Raw genomic sequence first — 22,625 nt, 5'->3', positions numbered from 1 at the left:
ACCGCCAAGGGATCAGGAGACGGACAAGGGGCTGAGGAGGTGGAACAGGCCGAGCGCGACGACCGCCGAGGGCAGGATACTGTCCAGGCGGTCCAGCAGTCCGCCGTGACCCGGCAGCCAGGAGCTCATGTCCTTGATGCCGAGATCGCGCTTCAGCAGCGACTCGCCGAGGTCGCCGATGGTGGCCGACGCGACGAGCGCGGCGCCGAACAGGAGACCTGCCCACCAGGGAATGTCCAGGGCGAAGATGCCGAACAGCACGCCGGCGGCGAGCGAGGCCGTCACGGCGCCCGCGAAGCCCTCCCACGTCTTCTTCGGGCTGACCCTGGGCGCCATCGGATGCCGACCCCCGCGGCCGAAGAGCAGGCCGGACGCGTACGCGGCGGTGTCGGCGGCGACGACGACCCCGATGAAGGCCAGCACCCACCACTCGCCGCTTGGCTCCCGCAGGAGCATGAGAGCGGTCGCCGCGAGGAAGGGGACGTAGATCTGGATGAACCCGCTCGCCACGGCATCGGTGAGGACGTCGCCGTAGGTGCGCTCGTCGCGGACGATCATCTGCGAGACCAGTCGCCAGACCACGACCGCCGCGACCGCGACGAACAGCATGATCCAGCAGAGCCAGGGCTCCGCGAAGTAGCCGGTCACGACCAGCGCGGTGCCGGCGACGAGCTGCGGCCAGAGATCGACGCGGCGTCCTCCGGTGCGCAGGGCGATGGTGAGCTCGCCGATCGCCAGCAACACGCCGGCGCCGGCGAAGATGACGAACGCCCACTTCACGAAGAGCAACGACGCGAGCAGCACGGCGCCGATGAGCAGACCCATCAGGATCGCGAGGACGAGGTCGCGCCCCGTACGCTCCTTGATCCGCTCATTGGCCTGGTCCAGCTGGTCACGCGCATGCGAGACGTGCGTGCCGATCTCCGCCTTCTTCGCCTGCCACTGGGCATGCAGCTGATCGGCGGGCCGCGACGGCGATCGAGGCGGGCCTTCCTGCTCCCCCGGATCCGGTGTCATCCCGACCTCACACCTCGAGGAGCTCGGCCTCTTTACGCTTCACAGCGTCGTCGATGAGGTCGACGTGCTGACGCGTGAGGGCGTCCAGCTCCTTCTCGCCACGGGAGATCTCGTCCTCGCCGAGCTCGCTCTTGAGACCGTCCAGCTCGTCCTTGGCCTTGCGGCGGATACCGCGGACGTGCACCTTGGCGTCCTCGCCCTTGGACTTCACGAGCTTGACGTACTCCTTGCGGCGCTCGGCGGTGAGCTCCGGCATCGTGATCCGGATGAGGTTGCCGTCGTTCGTCGGGTTCGCACCGAGGTTCGGCATGTCGCGGATCGCCTGCTCGATGGCCTTCAGCGCCGACTTGTCGTAGGGCGTGACCAGGAGCGAGCGGGCCTCGGGGTTCGCGAGCGAGGCGAGCTGCGCGAGGGGCGTCGGCGTGCCGTAGTAGTCCACGAGCAGCTTCTGGAAGAGCTGCGGGTTGGCCCGTCCGGTCCGCACCGTGCTGAAGTCCTCCTTGGCAGCCTCGACGGCGCGCTGCATACGGGATGTGGTGTCGGCGAGGACGTCCGCGATCACGGTTGCTCCATTCGTCAGGGTGTTCTTCTCAGTCTAGCCGGGCGGGCCCGGGGATCCCGTGCGAGCGACGGGGCCCCCGTGCCCGCCTCTGTCATGCCGAGACGCGGGTTCCGATCGCCTCGCCCCGGAGCGCCCGGGTGATGTTGCCCGCCGGCTCCATGCCGAACACGCGCATGTCCATCCCGTTGTCCATGCAGAGGCTGAACGCGGTGGAGTCGACGACCTTCAGGCCGCGCTGCAGCGCCTCGCGATAGGTCACCTGATCGATGCGGGTGGCGGTGGCGTCCTTGTTCGGATCGGCCGTGTAGATCGCGTCGACGCCGTTCTTGGCCACCAGGACCTCGGTCGCCCCGATCTCGAGCGCGCGCTGAGCGGCCACGGTGTCGGTCGAGAAGTAGGGAAGGCCGGCGCCCGCGCCGAAGACGACGACGCGCCCCTTCTCCATGTGCCGCTCCGCCCGCAGCGGAATGTAGGGCTCGGCGACCTGCGTCATGGCGATGGCCGACTGCACACGGGTCGCGGCTCCCGCCTGCTCCAGGAAGTCCTGGAGTGCGAGCGCGTTCATCACCGTGCCGAGCATGCCCATGTAGTCCGCTCGACCGCGGTCCATCCCGCGCTGGCTGAGCTCGGCGCCGCGGAAGAAGTTCCCCCCGCCGACGACGACGGCGATCTCGACCTCATCGGTCGCGGCCGCGATCTCACGAGCGATCTGGCTGACGATGTCGGGGTTCACCCCGAGCTGCCCACCGCCGAACGCCTCGCCCGACAGTTTCAGGACGACGCGCCTGCGTCCGGTTCTCTCCGTCATGGATTTCTTCCTCTCGTCCGAGATCAAAATACCCTGCGCTCCCCCGTGAAGCGGGCATGAAGAAGGGGTTCGGATCTGTTGATCCGAACCCCTTCCGTGGTGCTACGCGCCGACCTTGAATCGGGCGAAGTCGGTCACCGTGATTCCGGCGTCCTTTGCGACCTGGCCGACGGACAGCTTGTTGTCCTTGGCGTAGTCCTGCTCGAGCAGGGCGACCTGCTTGAAGAAGGCCGTCACACGGCCCTCGACGATCTTCGGCAGGGCGGCCTCGGGCTTGCCCTCGTTGCGGGAGATCTCGGTGACGATCTCGCGCTCCTTCTCCACATCGGCCGCCGGCACGTCCTCGCGAGCGAGGTACGAGGGGTTGGCGAACGAGATGTGCTGGGCGATGCTGCGCGCGGTCTCCGCGTCGTCTCCCGTGTAGGCGACGACGACGCCGATCTGCGGCGGCAGGTCCTTGCTCGTGCGGTGCAGGTAGACCTCGGTCTTCTCACCCGAGATGGTGCGGACCCGACGCAGCTCGACCTTCTCGCCGATGATCGCCGCCTCGTCCGAGATCAGCTGCTCGACGGTCTGCTCACCGGCGGACGCGGCAAGCGCCTCCTCGACCGTGCTCGCCGAGACGTCGGCGGCGACGTCGGCCACCTTCTCTGCGAGGGCGATGAAGCGGTCGTTCTTCGCGACGAAGTCGGTCTCGCAGGCGAGCTCGATCAGAGTGACCGAGCCGCCGTGCTCGCGGGCGACGACGAGACCCTCGCTGGTGGAGCGGTCGGCGCGCTTCGCGTTCCCCTTGGCACCCTTGAGGCGAAGGATCTCGGTCGCCTTCGCGACGTCGCCGCCGGCCTCTTCGAGAGCCTTCTTGGTGTCGACCATTCCGGTTCCGAGCTGCTCACGCAGCGCCTTGATGTCGGCGATGGTGAAGTTGGCCATGTGTCCTGGCTCCTTGCTTCGTATGTCGTTCGTGTTCGCGGTCAGTCGGTGATCACTCGGCGGCCGGAGCGTCGGCGGCCGGAGCCTCCTCCGCGACCGGTGCGTCGGCGACAGGCGCCTCGTCAGCGACCGGAGCGGCCTCGGCAGCCGGGGCCTCCTCGGCGGCAACGACCTCGGCGGCCGGAGCCTCCTCCGCAGCAGCCTCGGCGACCGGGGCGGCCTCCTCGGCGGCGGCCGGCTGCTCGAGCAGCTCCTGCTCCCACGCGGCCAGCGGCTCGGCGTCACCCTCGGGGTTGTGCTTCTGCTGGAGGCCCTCGGCCGCAGCGTCCGCGATGATGCGCGTGAGCAGCGAGACGGAGCGGATCGCGTCGTCGTTGCCGGGGATCGGGTACTGGAAGTCGTCCGGGTCCGCGTTCGTGTCGAGGATGCCGATCACCGGGATGCCGAGCTTCTTGGCCTCGTCGATCGCGAGGTGCTCACGCTTGGCGTCGACGACCCAGAGGGCCGAGGGCGTCTTGGTGAGGTTGCGGATTCCGCCGAGGGACTTGTGCAGCTTGTCCAGCTCGCGCTTCTTGAGCAGGAGCTCCTTCTTGGTGAAGCCGCTCGATGCCGGGTCGTCGTAGTCGAGCTCCTCGAGCTCCTTCATGCGGGCGAGTCGCTTGGACACCGTCGAGAAGTTCGTGAGCAGACCGCCGAGCCAGCGCTGGTTGACGTAGGGCTGTCCGACGCGCGTCGCCTGCTCGGCGAGGATCTCCTGCGCCTGCTTCTTGGTGCCGACGAAGAGGATGGTGCCGCCGTGGGCGACCGTCTCCTTGACGAAGTCGTAGGCGCGGTCGATGTAGGCCAGCGACTGCTGCAGGTCGATGATGTGGATCCCGCTGCGCTCCGTGAGGATGAAGCGCTTCACCTTCGGGTTCCAGCGACGGGTCTGGTGTCCGAAGTGGACGCCGCTGTCGAGCAGCTGGCGGATGGTGACGACGGCCATGGTCGTTCTCCTGTTTTCTGGCGCTGTGCGCCGTTCCGGTTGATCGAGCCGAACGGGCGTTCGGCTGTCCCTGGTGCCCGGCGCACACCCCGCCCTCGGAAGGGACCGTCGGAGTGAGTCGCCACGTTGAACGCTGTGGGCACGCGTAGTCACCTCGAAACCGAGATGCTCGTCCAGCATATCAGCACGTACACCCCCGCAGCACCCGGCTCCCGGCCCGATCCCGCACCCTGATCCCGCACCCTGATCCTGCGCGCTGGTCGTGCGTCTGGGTCCCCCGCTGTTCGGTGCCGCAGGCATGCCCGCCGCCGTCCTGCACGAGGTCAAGTCCTCGACGCGTTCTCCACGAACGGCGACAAGACGGTCCCGCCCGTCGCTCCTGGCATGGAGCATCGATGGATGACCGCTCGTCCCGCACTCCGCCCGACCCGTCGCATCCCGATGCTCGCCGCCGCGATACTCTCGACCGCCCTCTCGGTCCTCCTCGTCGCCTCGCCGATCATGTCGCCCCCGTCGTTCGGGTCGGTCCTGCCGCCCGGGTCCACCGCCCATGCCGTATCGGCCGACGACGACCGGGCAGGGCCCCGGACATCGAGCGGCGACTGGGCCTGGCCGTTCGCCGGCGCCCGCCGGATCGTCGCTCCGTATCGAGCGCCCGCGCACGCCTACGGCCCGGGGCATCGGGGGATGGACATCGCGGGTTCCGGCGAGGTGCGCAGTCCCGCGGACGGAGTCGTCGCCTTCCGCGGCGTCGTGGTCGATCGCCCGTTGATCACGATCGACCACGGCGGCGGGCTCGTCACGACGTACGAGGCACTGGAGAGCACGCTGACTCCGGGCACCGCCGTGCGCCGGGGCGAGGGCGTGGGGATCGTGGGCACCGGAGGCCATGCCCCGCCGGGAACGCTCCACGTCGGGGTGCGCCGGGACGGTGCCTACGTCGACCCGCTGCCCCTGTTCGGGAAGGCACCGCGGGCGATCCTCCTCCCCTGTGGCGGGACGACCTGCTGAGGCCGGATCTCTGCCCGACACGGGGCGCGGCAGAGCAGGGAGGCGGGTCTATGCGCGGGGATGCGCGAGCCGATAGGCGGCGGTGAGCCGCTCGGCGGAGACATGCGTGTAGATCTGCGTCGTCCCGAGGCTCGCGTGCCCGAGGATCTCCTGCACGGCGCGGAGGTCGGCGCCGCCGTCGAGCAGATGCGTGGCCGCCGAATGGCGAAGGGCGTGCGGCCCCACGGTCTCGGCGCCAATGAGCGGTCCGAGCGTCCGGGCGACGAGGCTGTAGACCGTGCGGGGGCCCAGCACCCCTCCCCTGGCCCCGCGGAAGAGCGCCGCCGAGGGGACGGCCGCGCGTGCCAGGAGAACCGGCCGCGCCCGGCGGAGGTACGCCGCGACGGCATCGCCCGCGGGCCGCCCGAACGGGACGACCCGCTCCTTGCCGCCTTTCCCGAGAACCCGCGCGGTCTCCCGGTCCAGGTCCACGTCGTCCACGTCGAGCCCGCAGAGCTCGGACACCCGCATGCCGGATCCGTAGAGCATCTCCAGCACCGCGCTGTCGCGGAGCGCGATCGGGTCGCCCTCGGCCGCGATGGCCCTCAGATCCTCCAGGAGCCCGCGCAGCGCGTCGGCGGAGGCGACGGCGGGCAGCGTGCGTCCGCGCTTGGGCGAGACGAGACGCAGGCTCGGGTCCGTGACGATGCGCTCCTCATCCTTGGCCCAGGCGAAGAACGAGCGGGCCGCCGCCGTCCGGCGCGCCAGCGTCGCCCTGGCGTCGCCGCGCTGCGTCGCCTGCCACAGCCAGTCGCGCAACGCCTCCAGATCGACCTCAGCGAGGGGCGGATCACCGGTGACCGCGGCGAGGTCGGCGAGGTCCGATCGATACGCGCGCACGGTCGCCGGCGACAGACGACGCACCCTGGCGAGGTGCACCGCGAACTCCTCGACGGCGGCGGACAGCTGCATGCCTCCAGCATGCGCTCGGCCGCACGGCCATCGGACATCCCGCGCCGTCATCGATGGAAGCCACGAGGCTCCCCGTCACCCCGCTCCTCGTCGCTCATGGCCTCGACGCGGATCCCCGGCCAGTCGCTCGTGAGGTAGGCCTCGATCGCACGGTGCCGGAACGTGTACGGCCGACCTCGATCGATGATGCCCCGCACGGTGTCCAGCCGTTGGGAGGTGGGCCCGGCGTCGGTGACCTTGGCGAAGCCCATCATCTCGGCGATCCTCGAGAGGGTGCGCTCGGCGGCGGGGAGCTCGGCCATCGCCTGCAGGAGCTGACGTTCGCGGGCGGGGAGACGCTCGAGGACGCGCTCGACATGAGCGGTGGCCTCGCGCTGCGCACCGCGCCAGCCCCGGCCGACCTCCGCCGCCGTGATCGTCTGGCCCTTGCCCGCGTACCACGCCTGCTCACCCGCGAGCTGGAACAGGAACGGCTCGCCTCGGCACACCTCCGCGATAAGCGCTGCCGCCCTGGGCTCCATCCGGATTCGGGCGGTGCCGCCGTTCTCGTCAGGAATCCCCCAGCCCTCCAGGACGAACTCCTGGAGGGCCTCGGCGAGGTCCTCGTCATCGATCGCGAAGAGCGTCGTGGTCTTGAAGCGGCGAGCGAACGTGGCCCCCTTGCGGGCGCCGGCCATGTCCTCGAAGTCGGGCAGGCCGGTGAGATAGACGGCGATCGGCAGCGAACGGCTCACACGGGCGCCCCCGGGGACCTCGACTTCGACCTCGTGCGTGAGGGCGTCGCCGAGCGCGATGAGCAACTGCGAGAGCGCCTTCTCATCGATGATGTTCTGGATCTCGTCGATGTGGATCAGCGCCATGACCTGGCCGCGTGCGATCGCGGCGAGCCCCACCTCGATCAGAAGGTCCGTGAGCGCCGAATACGGCTCCGGCCCGTCCGCGCCACGAAGGGTGAGCGAGAATCCGGAGACGGCGACCGCCTGCACCCGAGCGATGGCGGCTCCGATGCGCTTCTCACGCGAGGACGGGAGCCCGGCATCGGAGGCGAGCTTCAGTATCGCCTCCGCGACCAGCTTGAGGGGGTCGGCGCCGGCCGGGATACGCAGCTGGGGTGTGACCCAGTCCCCGGCGCGAGACGCCTCCTGGGCGATGCGACGGACCAGCGTGGACTTCCCCAGCCCCGGTTCGCCGAGGATGGTCCGCCCCCGCTCGGGAAGGCCGGCCAGTCGTCGGGGACGCACGACGTCGCGCCAATCGCTCAGCTGGTCGGTGCGCCCCGCCCAGACCTCCGGAATGGTGTCGGAGCCGGGACTGAATGGGTTGTCGAGAGCGTCTCGCATGATGATAACTTTATCAACAATCCGGCCCCTTGATAAAGTTATCAACCCCTGAATAGTCGCCTCGTCCGTCGCCGACGCGTGCGCCGGCATACGGATACCCCCGCCGTCATCCGCGGACGCCGCGCCAGCCCCCGTCACCCCGCACCGCTCCTCCGTCGAGCTCGAGCATCCCGAGCAGCGCCTCGACTCGTTCCCTGGAGAGCCCCGACCGCCGGGCCAGCTCCTGAACGTCACGGAACGCCCGTCCGCTCAGCGCGTCCCGAAGGCCGATGAGATCCGGATCGGCCTCGAGTGCCCCCGGCGGGAGCGAGACTGATGGACCGAGGAGCTCCCGGACCTCGGCAGCCGTGGTCACGCACTGCGCGTCGTACTCCCGCAGCAGGCGATGACACCCCGCGGAGGTCGAGGACGTGACCGGCCCGGGAACGGCCCCGAGCGGGCGTCCCAGCGCCGCAGCGTGCCCCGCAGTGTTCAGGGAACCGCTCCGCCACCCCGCCTCGACCACGACCGTGGCCGCAGCGAGAGCGCCGATCACGCGGTTCCGCGCCAGGAAGCGCCATCGTGTGGGAGCGGCCCCGCAGGGAAGCTCGCTGATCACCGCACCGTTCTCCACGATCCTGCCGAACAGCTGACTGTGGCCTGCCGGGTAGGCGCGATCCACGCCGCCCGCGAGAACCGCGACCGTCTCGCCGTCCACGCCCAGCGCCGCTCGATGCGCGGCCCCGTCGATGCCGTACGCCCCGCCGGACACCACGACCAGGCCGTCGCCGGCGAGGTCGCCCGCGAACTCCGCGGCGACGTGCTCGCCATAGGCGCTCGCGGCGCGGGCGCCGACGATCGCGACGCCGGTCCGGCCGAGCGCCTCGTCCGATCCGCGGACCCACAGCACGTGCGGTGCGCTCTCCTGCAGATCGTCGAGTCGGACCGGCCACACCGCATCTCCTGGGGCCAGCAGCCGCGCACCGCAGCGGAACGCACGATCCATCGCATCCTCGACCCGCCCCGGATCCAGCCGCGAGACCCATCGACGACGTGCTTCCGCCAGCACACGAGCGGCCGGACGCTCGGCGCCCTGCCATGCGCCTCCCCCGTCTCCGAAAGCGACATGCAGCGCCTCCTCCGGCCCCAGAGCCGAGACGATCGCCCCGGCGGTGCCGTCTCCGGGTTCGGCGAGCGTGTTCCAGACGACACGGGCGAGGAGCTCGGACGGCTCCCGGTCCGGGCGCATCCTGCCCACCGCCGCGAGAAGAGCGGTGCTGTTCAGGACGTCTTCGATCGCATGACGTCCTGCGGCACCATCGTGCGACCGTCCGACATCGCCAGACGGCCCATCGGGCCCCTGACCGCTCATGCCTGCAGCCCCCTCTTCAGAAAGAGTGCTCGCCCGACGTGACCGACATCCGGTGAATCCACGCCGTCCAGGTCGGCGATGGACCAGGCCAGGCGAAGAACCCGGTCGTATCCGCGCAGCGTCAAGGCTCCGCGTTGCAGGGCATGATCGAGAGGCTCGCGAACCGTCGCGGCCAGACGATGCCGCCCCTGCCGCAGCCAGGTGCCGGGAACATGGGCGTTGACCGACCACGGCGTTCCCGCCCACCGGCTCGCGGCGCGCCCCCTCGCCTCCACGACCCGTTCCCGCGCCTGCGCGGTCGTGACAGGGCCTCGTCCCTCCCCGGTCGCTACCGCGGCGGCGACGCGCGACACATGGATCTCGATGTCCAGCCGATCGCGCAGCGGGCCGGAGAGACGAGCCCCGTATCGGCGGATGGCCGACGGCGGGCACACGCATTCCTCCCCCGCCACGCCATGCACACCGCAGGGGCAGGGATTGGTGGCGAGGATCAGTTGGAAGCGTGCAGGGAAGGACGCGGTGAACTCCGCACGGTGGATCTCGATGGATCCGGACTCGAGGGGCTGCCGCAGCGCGTCGAGCACCGCTCGCGGCGCCTCGGCCGCCTCGTCCACGAAGAGCACCCCGCCATGCGCCCGGACGACGGCGCCCGGTCTCGCCTGCCGCGACCCTCCGCCGACGAGCGCGGCCACGGAGGCGCTGTGGTGCGGGGCGACGAAGGGCGGGCGGCGCGCGAGGCCGAGGACCGTCTCGCCCGCCAGCGAGCGGATGCAGGCGGCTTCGAGCCCGATCTCGTCCCCCAGGTCGGGCAGGAGGCCGGGCAGGCGTCGTGCGAGCATCGTCTTGCCCGCTCCCGGCGGTCCGCTCAGCAGCAGATGGTGTCCACCCGCCGCGGCGACGATCAGCGCCTCCACCGCTTCCCTCTGGCCGACGACGTCAGCGAGCTCCAGCTCCTCCACGACCGCCTCCTCCCTGGCGACGGCCTGGACCGGGACGACGTCGACGGGCTCCGGCAGCTCTGCGCCGTGCAGCAGCGCGACCTGCGCCAGGGCAGCGACCGCGTGCACCTCGACATCGGGAACGAGCCGTGCCTCCGCCGCATTGGCCGCCGGGATCACCGCACGCGCGAAACCGGCACGGCGCGCGGCGTGCAGCGCAGGGAGCACACCAGGGACAGGGCGCAGGCGTCCGTCCAGACCCAGCTCGCCGAGATGGACCGTGCGCCGGACCGACTCGACGTCCAACGACCCCTGGGTGGCCAGCGCCGCGACCGCGATCGCCAGATCGAAGCCGGAGCCGTGCTTGGGCAGGCTGGCCGGCGAGAGGTTCACCGTGAGTCGACGCGGCGGCAGATCCAGCCCGCTGTTCTTGCAGGCGTTGTGCACCCGGCTGACGGCCTCGCCCAGCGCACGATCGCCGAGACCGATCAGCTCGAACCGGGGCGTCTGCTGCGACAGGTCGGCCTCGACCTCCACCATGTGACCGACGATCCCGGTGAGCGCGACCGCCCAGGTCGTTGCGGTGCTCATCGCAGATCCTCGAGATGCTCCAGCACCGCGGTGTCGGGATCCTCCCCCACGATCCCGATCGCGTCGATGCGCAGGGTCCTCCCCCGGCACACCTCAGGATGCCGGAGCGCCCAGACGTGCGCGAGACGCCAGAGACGCGAGCGCTTGCGCGCATCGACCGCCTCGAACGGATGCCCGTAGGCAAGGGATCGACGGGTCTTCACCTCGACGACGGCGAGGACCCGGCCCCGCACGGCGACGATGTCGAGCTCCCCGTGCTCGCACCGCCAGTTGCGATCGAGGATCCGATAGCCCTGCCGGGTCAGGTGCCGTACCGCCCGCTGCTCCCCGGCCCGTCCGAGGTCGTCCTTCGCTGCCATCCCCACAGCGTGCCCGGCCGCACGGACACGAGGACCGTCGATCCCACGGCCCGTGGAGAAGGCCCTCGAAAACCGCTCTGTGGAGGGAGGCGGGACGGACTACTCGCCGTCGAGCGACAGCTCCTGGGGCAGCTCGAACTCCCGCCGGGACAGCTCCTCGATGTTGACGTCCTTGAACGTGAGCACGCGCACGGCCTTCACGAACCGGTCGGCACGATAGATATCCCACACCCAGACATCGGTCATCGAGACCTCGAAGTAGAAGTCGTTCTCCGTGTCGCGACGCACCACGTTCACGTCGTTGGCGAGGTAGAAGCGCCGCTCCGTCTCGATCACGTACTGGAACTGCGACACGACGTCGCGGTACTCCCGGTACAGGGCGAGCTCGAGCTCGCGGTCGTAGTCGTCGAAGGCGTCGTCGTCCATGGTCCCTCCATCCTATGAGCACCGAGCGCCCTCCGAGCACGGGGCCTCAGAAGAGCGTCGGCGCGTCCGCGATCGCCCAGGACGAGCGGTGGAGAGGACTGAGTCCGTGCTCGCGGATGGCCTCACGATGCTCGGGGCTGGCATACCCCTTGTTCCGGTCCCACTGGTAATGGGGGTGCTCCTCGTGATGACGCACCATGAGCCCGTCCCGCGCGACCTTGGCGATCACGGATGCCGCCGACACCGATGCGCAGTCGCGGTCGGCCTTGACCACCGGGCGCACGTCGAGGGGGCCGGGGTGGACAGCGGACACGTAGTCGTGGTTGCCGTCCAGGACGACCAGGGACTCGGCGACATCGATCCCTCCCGCGCACACGGCCAGGATCGCGCGCGAGGCGGCGAGCCCGAGCGCCCGCATGATCCCCACCTCGTCGACCTCGTCGTTCCCCGCCCAGCCGACGGCGCTGGCGACCACCCAGGCCTCGGCGCGCTCCGCGACGTCCGGGCGCCGTCGCTCCGTCACGAGCTTCGAGTCGCGCAGTCCCTCCGGGACGCGCCGACGCGCGGCGGCCGCATCCACGACCGCGGCCCCCACAGCGACCGGACCCGCCAGAGCCCCTCGCCCCACCTCGTCGAGGGCGATCACGTACCCGTACTCGCGGAGCAGCCTCCGCTCGAGCGTGAGGCGCGGCGCGACGACCGTCATCCGCTCGCCCCTGTCCGTCCTCGCTCCTGAACGCCGTTGAAGACCTCGTAGTGCCCGTCGATCATGCCGAAGCGTCCGAAGGGCCAGGTGATCAGGAACGATCTCCCGACGATGTTCGACATCGGCACGAACCCGCCACCCGGCTGATCCTGATGGTAACGGGAGTCCTGCGAGCGATCGCGGTTGTCGCCCAGCACCCAGACGGCGCCGTCGGGGACCGTGACGTCGAACGGGATGTTCGAGGCCTTCGTGTCGCCGGGGGGCAGCTTGATGTAGGCCGATTCGTCGATCGGCGAGTCGTTGACCGTGATCTGGCCGAGCGCGTTGCAGCAGACGACGTGGTCGCCGGGAAGTCCGATGAGACGCTTGACGAGGTGGTCGTCGGAGTCGGGCGCGGCGATCCCCACGATCGTGAGCAGCCACTCGCCGGCCTCCTCCAGCGGGGAGCGAGGGGGCTGGGGCTGGGCGGGCGGGAGCCACCCTCCCGGATCCTTGAAGACGATGACGTCGCCGCGGTGATAGGAGGTCCAGCGCGGGGTCAGCTCGTCGACGAGGATCCGGTCCTTGACCAGGAGCGTGTCCTCCATCGAGCTGGAGGGGATGAAGAAGCTCCGGACGATGAAGCTCTTCACGAGGAAGGAGACCAGGACGGCGACCAGGAGGATCACGAGCACGTCGCGGAGGAAGATCAGCCAGCCGCGCCGCTTGCCCGGCCGCCGGACCTCCCGTGACGGAGCGGCCTCGGCGGCGGTGTCGTAGCTCATCGGGTTCCTAACACGAGGGATCCAGCCGCCTCGTGACGGCCTCTCTAGCGTCCCACACCGCGGGACGAACAGAGCGCCCCGAGACAACGTGTCTCGGGGCGCTCCGGAAGTGCACGCGTCAGTTGTCGCGCTTCTCCTTGATCTTCGCCTTCTTGCCGCGGAGGTTGCGGAGGTAGTAGAGCTTCGCGCGACGCACGTCACCGCGGGTGACGACCTCGATGTGGTCGATCACCGGGGAGTGCACCGGGAAGGTGCGCTCGACGCCCACCTGGAAGCTGATCTTGCGGACCGTGAAGGTCTCGCGCACACCGTCGCCCTGACGGCCGATGACGGCCCCCTGGAAGACCTGGATACGGGAGCGGCTTCCCTCGGTGATGTTCACGTGCACCTTGACGGTGTCGCCGGGGAAGAAGTCGGGAATGTCGGAACGGAGCGAGGCCGCATCGACGGCGTCGAGGATCTGCATGATCGTCTCTCTCTGCACTCGCCTCAGGTCGGATGCATCTGGAAGGGATAAGAATGTGTCGGTGCCGAACGGCGCATTGCGCGTCCGCGGGCTCCCCTGAGGCAGGGCCGGTCACGGCACAAGGGTCAATTCTGCCACGGATCGGCACCCGCGCCAAAACGGGCATGCGGTCAGCCGCGGCTCCCTGCCGTCAGCGCCGAGGACGGCTCTCGTCGGAGTGCCCGGCCTCGGTGATCACGATGACCTCGCCCTGCTGCCACGATGGCCGAGAACCCCGAGAGGCGTCCTCGGCACCCGAGGCCGTCACCCACGTCGCGCCGGCGTCCGTGACGAGGCGCCCGCGCCCCCTGGCCTCGTTCCACAGCTGCCAGAGCGTCAGCCAGAAGAGGGCGAGGAACGCGACGACCGCCCCGGTCAGCATCCAGGGGAACCCGGGGGCGAAGAAGCCGACGGCGATCGTCAGCGCGTGCCAGAGCGCGAAGCCGCCGACGTCCCACCAGGAGACGGCCCTGGATGCGCGGACGGACGGACGGGCCCGAACGAGCAGCGCCAGCACGAGCTCCCCCACGAGGACCGAGGGGACGGCGATGAAGAGTACCCACAGGAATGCCCATCCGCCGGCCTGGAAGACGCCCCACCCGATCAGGAGCCAGACCGGCAGCACGAGCGCGGCAGGAAAGAGCCACTGGAAGAACGCTCGCCGCAACCACATACCGCGATCGTACGTCGCCCCGCCGACAGTGGCGCCCGTCGTTCGCTGTGAGCGTCCTCTGCATCGCCGCGCACGCGTCCTCGCCGAACGCCGGCACGGATGGGCGAGAATAGCGGGGAGCGAGAGGACCCCCGATGATCGAACTGCGCACACCTGCCGAGATCGACGAGATGCGCGCCGCCGGCCGATTCGTCGCCGAGACCCTGGCCGCGCTCCGCGAGGACACGCGGATCGGGACGAACCTGCTGTCCATCGACCAGCGCGCACACGATCTCATCCGCAAGGCCGGGGCCGAGTCCTGCTACATCGACTACCACCCCTCCTTCGGTGCCAGCCCCTTCGGTAAGGTCATCTGCACATCGGTCAACGACGCGGTGCTGCACGGGCTCCCCCACGACTACGTCCTGCGCGACGGCGACCTCGTCTCGCTCGACTTCGCGGTCGCGGTCGACGGGTGGGTCGCCGACTCGGCCGTGTCCTTCGTGGTCGGGACGGCCCGCGACGAGGACCTCCGGCTGATCGAGACGACCGAGCGTGCGCTGGACGCCGCGATCGCCGCTGCGGCGGTCGGCAATCGCATCGGCGACATCTCCGCGTCCGTTGCGGAGATCGCACGCGGCGAGGGCTATTCGATCAACACGGACTTCGGCGGACACGGCGTGGGGCGCACCATGCACGGTGACCCGCACGTCCCGAACGACGGACGCGCAGGACGAGGGTTCCCGCTGCGCGCCGGTCTCGTCCTGGCCCTGGAGCCGTGGCTCCTCGCCACGACGGACGAGCTGGTCACGGACCCCGACGGCTGGACCCTGCGCAGCGCCGACGGCTCGCGCGGCGCCCATTCCGAGCACACCGTCGCGATCACCGAGGACGGCCCGATCGTCCTCACGGATCGCTCCTTCCTCGGCGTGGACTGATCCGCTCCCCCGGACGCGCCATGCCGCGCAGGATGGCGGGCACCGAGCCGCTTCCCTAGACTCGGAGCCCTGGCGAGTCACCGTGACGAGCCCGCGGAGGGTCGCGCCCGCGATCCGCTCCCCCGTCAAAGAGAGGGTGCCATCATGACCAATCCTGAGCAGCCCGGTCCCGTCCCCGGCGCACCCGTGCCTCCGTCCGTCCCGGCGTACCCGGGCGAGCCGGCCGGGCAGTCCGCACCGGTCTATCCGCCGCAACAGCCGACGGCCCCCGGCCAGCCCTATCCCGGGCCGGCCACCGGATACGCCACGCCGCCGGCGCCTGTCCCCGGCCGCGGCCTGGCGATCACCGGCTTCGTCCTCGCGTTCCTGCTGCCGCTGGTCGGAATGATCATCAGCATCGTCGCGACGGTGAAGCTCCGCAGGATCGGTGCGCCCTCCGGCCTCTCGATCGCAGGCATCATCATCGGCGCGATCCTCACGATCGTCTGGATCGTCGTCGGCCTCGTCGTGATCGCCGTGGTCGCGGCGATCATCGCGAACTGCGCGCAGTACGGTCCCGGTGTCTGGGACGTCGACGGCACGGTCTACACCTGCGGCTGAGCCCGATCACCGGCTACCGGTCCGGTCCACGACACGGGGCCGCCTATTCGATGCGCTCACGCCGGCGGATGCCCGTGAGCGCATCGAAGCTCGTTGAGCGGCCGGGCGTCATGCCTCGGAGGGATCTGCTCCCGCTTCCGGGAGCAGATCGGGGCGACGCTCCCTGGTGCGCTGCACCTGCTGCTCCCGACGCCACACCGCGATGGCGCCGTGGTTGCCGCTGAGGAGGATCTCCGGAACAGCCCTCTCCCGCCACACCGCGGGCTTCGTGTACGAGGGGTATTCCAGCAGGCCGTCCTCGTGCGACTCCTCGACCAGGCTCTCCGGGTTGCCGACGACGCCGGGGATGAGACGTCCGATCGCCTCGATCATCGCCATCACGGCGACCTCTCCCCCGTTCAGCACGTAGTCCCCGAGGCTGATCAGACGCACCTCGCCGTACGAGGCCGCCTCGTCGAAGACCCGCTCGTCGATGCCCTCGTAGCGGCCGCAGCCGAAGAGGAGATGTTCACGGCCGGCGAGCTCGCGGGCCGTCGCCTGAGTGAACACCTCGCCGGCAGGCGAAGGGAAGATGATGGTCGGACGAGCTGCGCCCTCCTTCGGGGCATCGCCGACGAGCTCGTCCAGCACCTGCCCCCAGGGCTCCGGCTTCATGACCATGCCGGCCCCGCCCCCGTAGGGGGTGTCATCGACGGTGCGGTGCCTGTCCTGCGTCCATTCGCGCAGGTCGCGCACGCTCAGATCGAGCAGACCCGTCTCCCGCGCCTTGCCGAGCAGCGACAGCGCCAAGCCGTCGAAGTAGGACGGGAAGATCGAGACGACGTCAATCCGCACCGGGCGCGCCCTGCTCCGTGTCCTCGGCCGGCGTCACCGGCTCGTCGTCCTCCGCGACCTCCTCGAAGAGACCGGGAGGCGGCGTGACCACCACGTGGCCTCCCGCGACGTCCACCGTCGGGACGAACGCGGCCACGAACGGGACCATGACCTCGGCCTCACCCGCGCGGACGATCAACAGGTCCTGCGCCGGGAGGTGCTCGACACGGACGACCCGACCGATCACGGCGTCGTCGCGGAGCACATCGAGACCGACGAGCTGATGGTCGTACCAGGCGTCGTCCTCGGGCTCCTCGGTGTCGTCCTGGTCGATCCAGAGGATCGCCTTGACCAGCCCCTCGGCATCCGACCGCTCCTCGACGCCGTCGAGGAAGACCACGGAGTTGCCGTTCATGACCCGGTAGTCACGGACCGTCACGGTCTTGCCGTGCCACGGAGACGCCTCCGGCACCTGCAACGTGAACTCGGCGCCGGGAACGAAACGCCCGGCCGGGTCATCGGTGTAGAGCTCCAGCTTCAGCGCGCCCTTGAGGCCGTGCGCCTTGACCAGACGTCCGACGCGAAGCTGGTTGCGACCTCCCGCGCGTTCGCGAGCGGCCACGTCAGTCGTCCGCGACATCGACGCGGACACGACGCCCGTCCGCCAGCGCGGCGATGAGCGTGCGCAGCGCCTTGGCGGTGCGGCCGCCGCGCCCGATCACCCGTCCCCGGTCGTCGGGATGCACACGCACCTCGAGCAGGTCGCCTCGCGGCGAGGCGGACGCGGTGATGGTCACGTCGTCCGGGTGATCCACGATCCCCTTGACGACGTGTTCGAGCGCGGCGGCGAGCACGGCGGATTACTCCGCGTCGGTCGCGGCGTCCGCCGCGGCCTCGGCCGGAGCCTCCTCGACGGGAGCCTCCTTCTTCGCGGCCTTCGGCGTGATGACCGACTTCTTGGCGGCGTCGATCTCGAAGGGGGCCTTCGGCTCGGCGGTCTTCAGCGTGGACTTCGCGTCCTTCTCGCCCTTGAAGGTGCCCCAGTCACCGGTGATCTTGAGGATGGCGCGCACCTGCTCGGTCGGCTGGGCGCCGACGGACAGCCAGTACTGCGCGCGCTCGGAGTCGACCTCGATGAACGAGGGCTCCTCGGTCGGGTGGTACTTGCCGATCTCCTCGATCACACGACCGTCGCGCTTGGTGCGCGAGTCGGCGACGACGATGCGGTAGTACGGCGCACGGATCTTGCCCAGGCGCTTGAGACGAATCTTGACAGCCACGATTCTCCTGAATGGTGTGGAAGGAAACGAACTGATCACCTGGAGCGTGGGGTGCACACCCGGTGGAAGCTCTGCGGAGGATGGCACGCTGGATAGAGGGTCGAGCATGCCGTCCGACCTTCTATTCTGCCAGATCCCGCCCCACCCCGCGAACACCGGCCCGAGGCCGTGTCGCACCCCGCATGACGCCCCGAGTCGGGCGCGAGGGCGACGCCGACGCCGCGTGTCAGACTGTGCACGTGACGATCCGCTTCGCCGAATCCGAGCGCTCGACGGTGGGCCTCGAATGGGAGCTCATGCTCGCCGACCCGGAGACCGGCGACCTCGTCGGCCGTGCCCCGGAGCTGCTCTCCGCCCTCGAGGAGCAGAGCGCCGACGAGCGCCACACGGTCACCGGTGAACTGCTCACCAACACGATCGAGGTCACGAGCGGAGTCGGCGCGACCGTCGCCGACGCTGTGTCCGACATCGCCGAGGCGATCGCGTCCGTCCGCGCTGCGACGGAGCCCGCCGGGATCGCGCTGCTCTCGGCAGGAAGCCATCCGTTCGCCCAGTGGTACGACCAGCAGGTGACGGACAAGACGCGCTATCACAGCCTCATCGAGCGGACCCAGTGGTGGGGCCGCAACATGATGATCTGGGGCATACATGTGCACATCGGCGTCGAGGACCGCGACAAGGTCCTCCCCCTCGTCGGCGCGCTGAGCGCATACCTGCCGCACCTGCAGGCGCTCGCGGCGTCGAGCCCGTTCTGGGCGGGCGAGCGCACGGGCTACGCGTCCAACCGCGCGCTGGTCTTCCAGCAGCTGCCGACGGCGGGGCTGCCCTGGCCGCTGCGGACCTGGGCGGAGTTCGAGGCGTACCTCGCCGACATGGAGCGGACCGGGGTGCTCTCGGACGCGACGGAGGTCCGCTGGGACATCCGTCCCGCCCCGCGCTGGGGGACGATCGAGGTCCGTGCCTGCGACGGGATGTCGACGCTCCCGGAGCTCGCCGCGGTCGCCGCGCTCGTCCAGGCCCTCGTCGAGCATTTCTCCCGGATGCTGGACGAAGGACGGGCGCTGCCCGTGCTGCCCCCGTGGTTCCACCGCGAGAACAAGTGGCGGGCGGCCCGCTACGGGCTCGACGCGGAGGTCATCGTCGACGCGGACGGTCTGCAGCGCCCCGTGCGCGAGCACCTCGCCGAGACCCTTGCGCTCCTGACTCCGGTCGCACACGACCTCGGCGCCGCCGTCGAGCTGTCGCGGGTCACCGGGATCCTCGAGAGCGGGGCGAGCTATGCCCGCCAGCTCGCCGTCGCCGACGAGACCGGCGATCTCCGCCGCGTCGTCGGGCACCTGATCGCCGAGTTCGAGGCCGGACTCCGCTGACCGCTCGGGCTGACGGATCCGGCTCAGGGAGTCTCGGCGAGCTCCCGCGCCAGCCCCTCATCCAGGACGACGTCCGTGATGAGCCCCGAGCGGATCGCGGCATGCAGGCTCGGGAGCTTCTGCGTCCCCGCGACCACGCAGAAGCGCCGCGCCACCCGCCGCAGGCGATCGAGGTCGGGGCCGGTGGCGCGCGCGTTGAGGCGGATATCCTTCCAGCTGCCGCCGGAACGGAAGAACACCGTCGCGACGTCGCCCACCGCCCGGTCCTCCCGGAGGCTGCGATAGTCCTCCCGGCTGAGATAGCCGCCGATGTACACCCGGCTCGGCACCTCCGCGGCGGGTGAGCCCAGCCCGAAGACCGCGACGTCCATCTTCGCCTGGAGATCGAGCACCCGCCGCGTGCTCCGCTCCCGCCACATCGCCTCGCGCGTCAGCGGGTCGTCGAAGAAGGCGGGCACGGGGAAGAGCTGCACCTGCGCGCCGAAGGCCTGCCCGAAGCGCTGCAGGATATCGCTGGAGTACTCCAGCCCGCTGGTCTGGGTGTTGCCCGCGCCGTTGAGCTGAACGACCGTCGTGCCGTGGGTCTCCTTGTGGCCGAGCTCGCGGCTGACGGCGCTGATCGTCGACCCCCAGGCGACGCCCACGATCATGTTCGACTCGACGAACTGCGCGAGCAAGCGCCCCGCAGTGAGAGCGACGCGCTCCAGCCGTTCCACCTCGGTCACGCTCTCCGACATCGGCACGACATGGGCCGACACCCGGAAGCGCTCGTGGATCCGGTGCTCCAGCATCCCCACCCGCTCGACGGGCGAGTTGATCCTGATGTCGACCAGTCCGACCTCCCTCGCGTAGCTCAGGAGGCGCGACACCGAGGAGCGGGAGGTGCCGAGCTCGCGGGCGATCACGTCCATCGTCTTGTCCTGCAGGTAGTACAGCTGTGCGGCGGTGAGCGCCGAGACCACCTTGTCGTCGCGCGTCCGTTCATCTCTGGGGCTCATCCGACGCCTCCTTCGGGCCGATTCTTGCACATTCGTGCAGCAGACTTGCGCGATGCGCCCAGTCGCAAGAAGCTGACAGCGAGATACGAGCACCGCCGCCCGAGGCGGGGAAGAGGAGTCGACGATGAACGAACGGATCGGATCCGCCCCGGAACGCACCGAGGTCCGCGAGGTCCGCGAGGCAGGACGAACCACCGTGCTCGTCATCGGCGGAGGCATCAACGGCATCTCGACCTTCCGCGATCTCGCCCTCCAGGGCGTGGACGTCCTTCTCATCGAGCGGGGCGACTTCGCATCCGGGGCGTCCTCGGCGTCCAGCCACATGATCCACGGCGGCATCCGCTACCTCGAGAACGGCGAGTTCCGCCTCGTCAAGGAATCGGTCACCGAGCGCAACGGCCTGCTGAAGATCGCCCCGCACTACGTCAAGCCGCTCGAGACGACGATCCCGATCTACTCGACCTTCTCGGGAATCCTGTCGGCGCCGCTGCGCTTCCTCACGCACAAGTCGGGCAAGCCCCAGGAGCGCGGCGCGTTCCTCATCAAGATGGGCCTGACCATCTACGACACGTTCTCTCGTGACGGCGGCATGGTGCCGCGGCACAAGTTCCTCGGCCGCAAGAAGTCGCTCGCCGAGCTTCCCGCCATGGACCCGAAGATCAAGTACACGGCGACCTACTACGACGCGTCGATGCACGACCCGGAGCGCCTCGCGCTCGACGTGCTGCAGGACGGCCGCGCGGCGCATCCCGGCGCGCGCGCCCTGAACTACGTCGAGGCGATCGGCCACGAGGGCGACGCGGTGCTGGTGCGCGACCGCGAGAGCGGCACCGAGTTCGCCATCGCCGCCGACGTCGTCGTGAACACCTCCGGCCCGTGGACGGACCTCACCAACGAGGCCATGGGCGAGCTGACCCGCTTCATGGGCGGCACCAAGGGCTCGCACATCGTCCTGGACAACCCCGAGCTGCTCGCCGCGACGCGCGGCCGCGAGATCTTCTTCGAGCACTCCGACGGCCGCATCGTGCTGATCTACCCGCTCAAGGGCAAGGTCATGGTCGGCACCACCGACATCGACGCCGACCCGCGCGAGGTCCCGCTGTGCACCGAGGAGGAGATCGACTACTTCTTCGACCTCGTGCACCACGTCTTCCCTGACATCGCTGTGAACCGCGAGCAGATCGTCTACCGGTTCAGCGGGATCCGCCCGCTCCCCCGGCACGAGGACACGGCGCCCGGCTTCGTCTCGCGCGACTACCGCGTCGAGGTCGACAACAGCCGCGCGGTCCCGCACCTCAGCCTCGTCGGCGGCAAGTGGACGACGTTCCGGGCGCTCGGCGAGACGCTGTCCGACCGGATCCTGGATCTCCTGGGCCGCACTCGCGTCGTCTCGACCCTCGGCCGCGCGATCGGCGGCGGCAAGGACTACCCGCAGGACGACGCGGCACGCGCCGCCTGGATCTCCCAGTACCTCCCCGGGGCCGGAGACCGGGGCGAGCCGCTGCTCAAGCGCTACGGCACCCGCGCCGCCGAGGTGTGGCAGTACGTCGAGCAGGGCTCGGACGAGCCCCTCGCCGGCGGGCAGCTCTCGACGCGCGAGCTCGAGTGGATGGTGCAGAACGAGCTGATCGTGCGCCTCGAGGATGTGGTGCTTCGCCGCACGAGCCTCGCCTTCACGGGCGACGTGACCGAGGAGATCCTCGAGGAGACCGCCGAGGCGCTCGCGCCTCTGAAGGCCTGGGACCGCGCGCGCACCGAGCACGAGATCGAGCTGACCCGCGAGCTGCTGAACTCCCGGCACGGACTTTCCCTCGTCGCCCGCGCCCGCGGGTAGCGAGATCCCCGCGCCGCCCTTCTCGGCGTCTACTCGAACACCGCATCGGCAGAGGGGCCGATGCTCTGCGAAAGGTCAATGGAGACATGCCTGATGTGAATATGGGCCTCTACTTCCTGTCCGAGCTGGTCGGCACCGCGATGCTGCTCCTGCTCGGCTGCGGTGTGGTCGCCAACGTCGCCCTCGTCAAGAACAAGGGGTTCAACGGCGGATTCTTGATGGTCAACTGGGGATGGGGCCTGGCGGTCTTCGCCGGTGTGCTCGTCTCCGCCTACTCGGGCGCGATCCTGAACCCCGCGGTCGGCATCGGCCTGTACGTGCAGCACCTGCTCGACGCCACCAAGGGGATCGACTTCTCCCACTTCGCCGTCGCGACGGCGGCGGAGCTGCTCGGTGCGATCATCGGCGCCGTGCTCTGCTGGCTCGCCTACAAGCAGCACTTCGACGAGGAGCCGGAGCCGGCCAACAAGCTCGGCGTGTTCTCGACGGGCCCGGCGATCCGCTCCTACGGCTGGAACCTGGTCACGGAGATCATCGGCACCTTCGTCCTCGTGTTCGCGATCTTCGCGTTCGCGGACTACGGCGACGTCAAGATCGGCACCCCTGGCGGCCTCGGTGCGCTGTCGGCACTTCCCGTCGCTCTCATCGTCGTCGCGATCGGCGCCTCGCTCGGTGGCCCGACGGGGTACGCGATCAACCCGGCCCGTGACCTCGGCCCCCGCATCGCGCACGCGATCCTTCCCATCAAGGGCAAGGGGTCCAGCGACTGGGCGTACTCGTGGGTGCCCGTCGTCGGCCCGCTGATCGGCGGTTCGATCGCAGCCCTCGCCGCCCCGGTCCTGCTGCACCTCGCCGGCTGAGCCCGGGCGAGCAGTCCACCCTCACCCCGCTTCGAA

Annotated in this window: 26 protein-coding genes; 6 read left to right on the top strand and 20 right to left on the bottom strand. The window is 70.0% G+C overall.

Annotated elements, in window-relative coordinates; all coding sequences use genetic code 11:
* Positions 1–12 precede the first annotated feature (12 nt).
* From J2Y69_RS02930 to rpsB, 5 genes are all read right to left on the bottom strand, one after another.
* Positions 13–1,017: a phosphatidate cytidylyltransferase gene (locus tag J2Y69_RS02930; RefSeq protein WP_310017372.1), complete on the bottom strand. Its 1,005-nt coding sequence runs from the start codon at positions 1,015–1,017 to the stop codon at positions 13–15.
* Positions 1,018–1,024: 7 nt separating this feature from the next.
* Positions 1,025–1,579, bottom strand: coding sequence for a ribosome recycling factor (gene frr / locus J2Y69_RS02925; protein WP_310017370.1), 555 nt, complete (start codon positions 1,577–1,579; stop codon positions 1,025–1,027).
* Between the two features lie 91 nt (positions 1,580–1,670).
* Entirely contained in the window at positions 1,671–2,387 is a 717-nt protein-coding gene (gene pyrH / locus J2Y69_RS02920; RefSeq protein ID WP_310017367.1) for a UMP kinase, read from the bottom strand.
* Positions 2,388–2,489: 102 nt separating this feature from the next.
* Positions 2,490–3,317 (bottom strand): translation elongation factor Ts, encoded by an 828-nt coding sequence (gene tsf, locus J2Y69_RS02915; RefSeq protein WP_310017365.1) that lies wholly within the window; start codon positions 3,315–3,317, stop codon positions 2,490–2,492.
* 52 nt (positions 3,318–3,369) lie between these two features.
* The gene (gene rpsB / locus J2Y69_RS02910; protein ID WP_310017363.1) at positions 3,370–4,302 is read right to left on the bottom strand and encodes a 30S ribosomal protein S2; all 933 of its coding nucleotides are present in this window, start codon (positions 4,300–4,302) and stop codon (positions 3,370–3,372) included.
* Positions 4,303–4,701: 399 nt separating this feature from the next.
* Between rpsB and J2Y69_RS02905 the strand changes: the two genes are divergently transcribed.
* Complete coding sequence (locus J2Y69_RS02905) at positions 4,702–5,313, top strand: murein hydrolase activator EnvC family protein (protein WP_310017360.1); 612 nt, start codon at positions 4,702–4,704, stop codon at positions 5,311–5,313.
* A gap of 48 nt (positions 5,314–5,361) precedes the next feature.
* Here J2Y69_RS02905 and J2Y69_RS02900 read toward each other — a convergent pair whose 3' ends face one another.
* The 10 genes from J2Y69_RS02900 to J2Y69_RS02855 all read right to left on the bottom strand — a co-directional run bounded on the left by J2Y69_RS02900 (position 5,362) and on the right by J2Y69_RS02855 (position 13,917).
* A complete protein-coding gene (locus tag J2Y69_RS02900) occupies positions 5,362–6,264 on the bottom strand; it encodes a tyrosine recombinase XerC (RefSeq protein WP_310017358.1) in 903 nt (300 codons plus the stop codon).
* A 47-nt stretch (positions 6,265–6,311) separates the two neighbouring features.
* Complete coding sequence (locus tag J2Y69_RS02895) at positions 6,312–7,604, bottom strand: ATP-binding protein (RefSeq protein WP_310017356.1); 1,293 nt, start codon at positions 7,602–7,604, stop codon at positions 6,312–6,314.
* A gap of 106 nt (positions 7,605–7,710) precedes the next feature.
* Complete coding sequence (gene dprA, locus J2Y69_RS02890) at positions 7,711–8,955, bottom strand: DNA-processing protein DprA (RefSeq protein WP_310017355.1); 1,245 nt, start codon at positions 8,953–8,955, stop codon at positions 7,711–7,713.
* Entirely contained in the window at positions 8,952–10,484 is a 1,533-nt protein-coding gene (locus J2Y69_RS02885) for a YifB family Mg chelatase-like AAA ATPase (protein WP_310017353.1), read from the bottom strand. Before J2Y69_RS02885 ends, dprA begins: the two co-directional genes overlap by 4 nt.
* Positions 10,481–10,843, bottom strand: a complete 363-nt coding sequence (locus J2Y69_RS02880) for a YraN family protein (protein WP_310017351.1) — start codon at positions 10,841–10,843, stop codon at positions 10,481–10,483. Before J2Y69_RS02880 ends, J2Y69_RS02885 begins: the two co-directional genes overlap by 4 nt.
* 99 nt (positions 10,844–10,942) lie before the next feature.
* Positions 10,943–11,269 (bottom strand): DUF2469 family protein, encoded by a 327-nt coding sequence (locus J2Y69_RS02875; RefSeq protein ID WP_310017349.1) that lies wholly within the window; start codon positions 11,267–11,269, stop codon positions 10,943–10,945.
* Between the two features lie 46 nt (positions 11,270–11,315).
* Positions 11,316–11,975, bottom strand: coding sequence for a ribonuclease HII (locus J2Y69_RS02870; protein WP_310017347.1), 660 nt, complete (start codon positions 11,973–11,975; stop codon positions 11,316–11,318).
* Positions 11,972–12,739: a signal peptidase I gene (lepB, locus tag J2Y69_RS02865; RefSeq protein WP_310017345.1), complete on the bottom strand. Its 768-nt coding sequence runs from the start codon at positions 12,737–12,739 to the stop codon at positions 11,972–11,974. Before lepB ends, J2Y69_RS02870 begins: the two co-directional genes overlap by 4 nt.
* A 118-nt stretch (positions 12,740–12,857) precedes the next feature.
* On the bottom strand, positions 12,858–13,205 hold the full coding sequence (gene rplS / locus J2Y69_RS02860) for a 50S ribosomal protein L19 (RefSeq protein WP_310017343.1): 348 nt from the start codon (positions 13,203–13,205) through the stop codon (positions 12,858–12,860).
* A gap of 190 nt (positions 13,206–13,395) precedes the next feature.
* On the bottom strand, positions 13,396–13,917 hold the full coding sequence (locus J2Y69_RS02855; RefSeq protein WP_310017341.1) for an MFS transporter permease: 522 nt from the start codon (positions 13,915–13,917) through the stop codon (positions 13,396–13,398).
* 134 nt (positions 13,918–14,051) lie between these two features.
* On the opposite strand from J2Y69_RS02855, the gene map reads away from it, so the two are divergent.
* Entirely contained in the window at positions 14,052–14,834 is a 783-nt protein-coding gene (gene map / locus J2Y69_RS02850; RefSeq protein ID WP_310017339.1) for a type I methionyl aminopeptidase, read from the top strand.
* Positions 14,835–14,978: 144 nt separating this feature from the next.
* A complete protein-coding gene (locus J2Y69_RS02845; RefSeq protein WP_310017337.1) occupies positions 14,979–15,434 on the top strand; it encodes a hypothetical protein in 456 nt (151 codons plus the stop codon).
* A gap of 108 nt (positions 15,435–15,542) precedes the next feature.
* Here J2Y69_RS02845 and trmD read toward each other — a convergent pair whose 3' ends face one another.
* From trmD to rpsP, 4 genes are read right to left on the bottom strand one after another with little or no spacing between them, the layout of a single operon-like run.
* Positions 15,543–16,268: a tRNA (guanosine(37)-N1)-methyltransferase TrmD gene (trmD, locus tag J2Y69_RS02840; RefSeq protein ID WP_310017334.1), complete on the bottom strand. Its 726-nt coding sequence runs from the start codon at positions 16,266–16,268 to the stop codon at positions 15,543–15,545.
* Entirely contained in the window at positions 16,258–16,887 is a 630-nt protein-coding gene (gene rimM, locus J2Y69_RS02835) for a ribosome maturation factor RimM (protein WP_396653024.1), read from the bottom strand. The genes trmD and rimM overlap by 11 nt, the downstream gene beginning before the upstream one ends.
* A complete protein-coding gene (locus tag J2Y69_RS02830; RefSeq protein WP_310017331.1) occupies positions 16,871–17,101 on the bottom strand; it encodes an RNA-binding protein in 231 nt (76 codons plus the stop codon). Before J2Y69_RS02830 ends, rimM begins: the two co-directional genes overlap by 17 nt.
* Positions 17,102–17,107: 6 nt before the next feature.
* On the bottom strand, positions 17,108–17,527 hold the full coding sequence (rpsP, locus tag J2Y69_RS02825; protein ID WP_310017330.1) for a 30S ribosomal protein S16: 420 nt from the start codon (positions 17,525–17,527) through the stop codon (positions 17,108–17,110).
* A gap of 239 nt (positions 17,528–17,766) precedes the next feature.
* On the opposite strand from rpsP, the gene J2Y69_RS02820 reads away from it, so the two are divergent.
* Positions 17,767–18,897 carry a glutamate--cysteine ligase gene (locus tag J2Y69_RS02820; RefSeq protein WP_310017329.1) on the top strand — a complete coding sequence of 377 codons (1,131 nt, stop codon included), beginning with the start codon at positions 17,767–17,769 and terminating at the stop codon, positions 18,895–18,897.
* Positions 18,898–18,920: 23 nt separating this feature from the next.
* Here the strand turns inward: J2Y69_RS02820 and J2Y69_RS02815 are convergent, their stop codons facing one another.
* Positions 18,921–19,895, bottom strand: coding sequence for a sugar-binding transcriptional regulator (locus J2Y69_RS02815; protein WP_310017328.1), 975 nt, complete (start codon positions 19,893–19,895; stop codon positions 18,921–18,923).
* A gap of 124 nt (positions 19,896–20,019) precedes the next feature.
* Here J2Y69_RS02815 and J2Y69_RS02810 point away from each other — a divergent pair, with 124 nt between their 5' ends.
* Both J2Y69_RS02810 and J2Y69_RS02805 read left to right on the top strand, forming a co-directional pair.
* Positions 20,020–21,729 carry a glycerol-3-phosphate dehydrogenase/oxidase gene (locus J2Y69_RS02810; RefSeq protein ID WP_310017327.1) on the top strand — a complete coding sequence of 570 codons (1,710 nt, stop codon included), beginning with the start codon at positions 20,020–20,022 and terminating at the stop codon, positions 21,727–21,729.
* Positions 21,730–21,815: 86 nt separating this feature from the next.
* Positions 21,816–22,589 (top strand): MIP/aquaporin family protein, encoded by a 774-nt coding sequence (locus J2Y69_RS02805; RefSeq protein WP_310017326.1) that lies wholly within the window; start codon positions 21,816–21,818, stop codon positions 22,587–22,589.
* Positions 22,590–22,625 lie beyond the last annotated feature (36 nt).

Origin of the sequence: Microbacterium resistens (assembly GCF_031456305.1) — a bacterium.
GTDB lineage: Bacteria > Actinomycetota > Actinomycetes > Actinomycetales > Microbacteriaceae > Microbacterium > Microbacterium resistens_A.
Note: the sequence above shows the minus strand (reverse complement) of the source record. Positions and strands in the feature narration are given on the sequence as shown.

What these genes read in the sequence shown, in the direction of transcription:
- dprA (WP_310017355.1), bottom strand. Translation starts at nt 8,955, where the DNA reads ATGAGCGGTCAGGGGCCCGATGGGCCGTCTGGCGATGTCGGACGGTCG.
- J2Y69_RS02805 (WP_310017326.1), top strand. Translation starts at nt 21,816, where the DNA reads ATGCCTGATGTGAATATGGGCCTCTACTTCCTGTCCGAGCTGGTCGGC.
- J2Y69_RS02895 (WP_310017356.1), bottom strand. Translation starts at nt 7,604, where the DNA reads ATGCGAGACGCTCTCGACAACCCATTCAGTCCCGGCTCCGACACCATT.
- J2Y69_RS02900 (WP_310017358.1), bottom strand. Translation starts at nt 6,264, where the DNA reads ATGCAGCTGTCCGCCGCCGTCGAGGAGTTCGCGGTGCACCTCGCCAGG.
- rplS (WP_310017343.1), bottom strand. Translation starts at nt 13,205, where the DNA reads ATGCAGATCCTCGACGCCGTCGATGCGGCCTCGCTCCGTTCCGACATT.
- J2Y69_RS02870 (WP_310017347.1), bottom strand. Translation starts at nt 11,975, where the DNA reads ATGACGGTCGTCGCGCCGCGCCTCACGCTCGAGCGGAGGCTGCTCCGC.
- J2Y69_RS02930 (WP_310017372.1), bottom strand. Translation starts at nt 1,017, where the DNA reads ATGACACCGGATCCGGGGGAGCAGGAAGGCCCGCCTCGATCGCCGTCG.
- rimM (WP_396653024.1), bottom strand. Translation starts at nt 16,887, where the DNA reads ATGTCGCGGACGACTGACGTGGCCGCTCGCGAACGCGCGGGAGGTCGC.
- J2Y69_RS02810 (WP_310017327.1), top strand. Translation starts at nt 20,020, where the DNA reads ATGAACGAACGGATCGGATCCGCCCCGGAACGCACCGAGGTCCGCGAG.
- map (WP_310017339.1), top strand. Translation starts at nt 14,052, where the DNA reads ATGATCGAACTGCGCACACCTGCCGAGATCGACGAGATGCGCGCCGCC.
- J2Y69_RS02885 (WP_310017353.1), bottom strand. Translation starts at nt 10,484, where the DNA reads ATGAGCACCGCAACGACCTGGGCGGTCGCGCTCACCGGGATCGTCGGT.
- tsf (WP_310017365.1), bottom strand. Translation starts at nt 3,317, where the DNA reads ATGGCCAACTTCACCATCGCCGACATCAAGGCGCTGCGTGAGCAGCTC.
- J2Y69_RS02875 (WP_310017349.1), bottom strand. Translation starts at nt 11,269, where the DNA reads ATGGACGACGACGCCTTCGACGACTACGACCGCGAGCTCGAGCTCGCC.
- lepB (WP_310017345.1), bottom strand. Translation starts at nt 12,739, where the DNA reads ATGAGCTACGACACCGCCGCCGAGGCCGCTCCGTCACGGGAGGTCCGG.
- J2Y69_RS02880 (WP_310017351.1), bottom strand. Translation starts at nt 10,843, where the DNA reads ATGGCAGCGAAGGACGACCTCGGACGGGCCGGGGAGCAGCGGGCGGTA.
- pyrH (WP_310017367.1), bottom strand. Translation starts at nt 2,387, where the DNA reads ATGACGGAGAGAACCGGACGCAGGCGCGTCGTCCTGAAACTGTCGGGC.
- J2Y69_RS02815 (WP_310017328.1), bottom strand. Translation starts at nt 19,895, where the DNA reads ATGAGCCCCAGAGATGAACGGACGCGCGACGACAAGGTGGTCTCGGCG.
- J2Y69_RS02845 (WP_310017337.1), top strand. Translation starts at nt 14,979, where the DNA reads ATGACCAATCCTGAGCAGCCCGGTCCCGTCCCCGGCGCACCCGTGCCT.
- J2Y69_RS02855 (WP_310017341.1), bottom strand. Translation starts at nt 13,917, where the DNA reads ATGTGGTTGCGGCGAGCGTTCTTCCAGTGGCTCTTTCCTGCCGCGCTC.
- J2Y69_RS02905 (WP_310017360.1), top strand. Translation starts at nt 4,702, where the DNA reads ATGACCGCTCGTCCCGCACTCCGCCCGACCCGTCGCATCCCGATGCTC.
- rpsB (WP_310017363.1), bottom strand. Translation starts at nt 4,302, where the DNA reads ATGGCCGTCGTCACCATCCGCCAGCTGCTCGACAGCGGCGTCCACTTC.